This window comes from Algoriphagus faecimaris, assembly GCF_900101705.1.
In the GTDB taxonomy this organism is placed as follows: Bacteria; Bacteroidota; Bacteroidia; order Cytophagales; family Cyclobacteriaceae; genus Algoriphagus; species Algoriphagus faecimaris.
Map to the genome: position 1 here is coordinate 1 of NZ_FNAC01000096.1, position 1,917 is coordinate 1,917.

General features: G+C 33.6%; 1 protein-coding gene. It reads left to right on the plus strand.

Features of this window, described 5'->3' with window-relative positions; genetic code table 11:
- The first annotated feature begins 59 nt into the window (after positions 1–59).
- Positions 60–1,799, plus strand: coding sequence for a transcriptional adapter (locus tag BLQ57_RS20705; protein WP_087941501.1), 1,740 nt, complete (start codon positions 60–62; stop codon positions 1,797–1,799).
- Positions 1,800–1,917 lie beyond the last annotated feature (118 nt).

Sequence of the window (1,917 nt, forward strand, 5' to 3'; positions counted from 1 at the left end):
TTTAAATCGAGTTAAACCCTTAATAAAGCAATTGACACCAACTGTCAAAAAGAACTTATTTGGCTACTGGTGACTTTGCGGATATTCATATAATTGAATTAAATTTTTCTGATAAACTATTTTCAAGAGAAATAAATTCTTTGCAAATCAGTGGAGTTGAAAATTACACAATACAAAATGCCATTAATGATTTAAAAGCTGAGTTGAACGAGCTTGATGAATCTGACTTCGTTAAGTCATCCAATCAAGAGTGTAATGCAAGGTTTTTAAAATGGTTAATATCAAAAGACCATAAAGAAATAATCAAAGATTTGAAGATACTGACAGGTGCAAGTAAGAAGATTGACGAAAGTTTTGTTTATGACCATTTTCCTAAATCCGAACATCTTTTACTTACTCCAAAGCCATATTTTGAAGTAAACTTTCCTTTGTATTCAGTCTTAGTTAGGGATAAAGATTGCCTAAATGAAATATATAACAAGTATTTGAATGAAGCAGACTACCACTTTTTAAATGAGAGCGGATTTATTCACATAAGTCCTTTAGTAACCAAAACTGAAACAGCAAACATAAAATTATTAGAACATTTAGTTATCAAAGAATCTGACCTTAATGTGTTGAGAGATGCAGAAGGACAACTTAAGCATAAATTCAAAATAACCTATTCTGACTTTGCATATTTGACCGCATCAGACGGACATATTTACGGAAGAAATACAACACAGAAATCAAGTTTAGAAAGATTAAAATTTCTTCTATCAGAAGCCGTTGAAAAAGACACCTTTTTTGATTCAGACATACAAGAAGTAACAATCGAAGGATTAGAAAACCCAATACAATTTAGAACCTGTCTCTGGGTTTACCGTGCTAAACGTCTCAATTGGGTAAATGTAAAAACCGAAAGCGAAGGTTCAGAAACTAAATTTGTAAGTGAAACTCCTTCATCAAAAAATCTTTCCGAAATACTTAAAGGAGATGAGAATTTAGTTAGAACTATTCGTGGTTCAAGACAACAAAATTTCTTGAATAAACTTGGTGTGGGTGTATCTGACCTAATTAGAAACACACTCCCAACAGACGAACTTAGATTAAGTTGGGACAAGGCTATAACTAATATGATTACAAGTGATGCTGACCCAGAACTTGTTCAAGAAATATTTAATGACCCGAACATAAGGAAGGAATATGAGAAAAGATTAAATGAACGGAAACTAATTAGCCGTAATCAAACAATCGGGAAACTCATTGAAGATTTATTTAAAGAATATATTGAGCAACTTAGAGAAAGTGGAGTCATAATAAATATTCAAAGAGAGCCATTCGGTAGTGATTACATTTTAACGGAAGAATCATCGGACTTAGTTAATAAAGAAAATCAACGTGAAGGATTTAGAATAAATAATTGGCTTATTGAATTAAAGGCTACAGGCAAGGAACACGCATCAATGACACCATTACAAGCTAAAACAGCAACAGAACAAAAGGATAATTATTCCTTAGTAGTAGTGCCTTTGGACGGAACAGAACCAGACATCGAATATCTTAGAATAAATGCAAAAGTAATAAGTAACATTGGTCATAAAATTGACACTGTTTTCAATGATTTCAGTGACGTTGAAATCAAAAAGAGCAATCTTAACAACGGGCAAGATGGAATATCTGTAAGCATTGAAGACCAGAATATAAGGTTTAGAGTAAGTTCCGCCGTTTGGAGTTCAGAGCAGACAGATATTGAGACATTCATAAAGACCTATTTCAAAGTTTTAGCAGAAACAAGCAATGAGACAACAACGACATAAGGAAAAAGAAGCACTACCGCCAACAACAACTAAGCTTTCGTGCGGCTTGCAAAGCCAAGCATGAAAGCGCTGTTGCACGAAACCGGTGAGGTGCCTATGGGGATTGAGTCAGGATTTT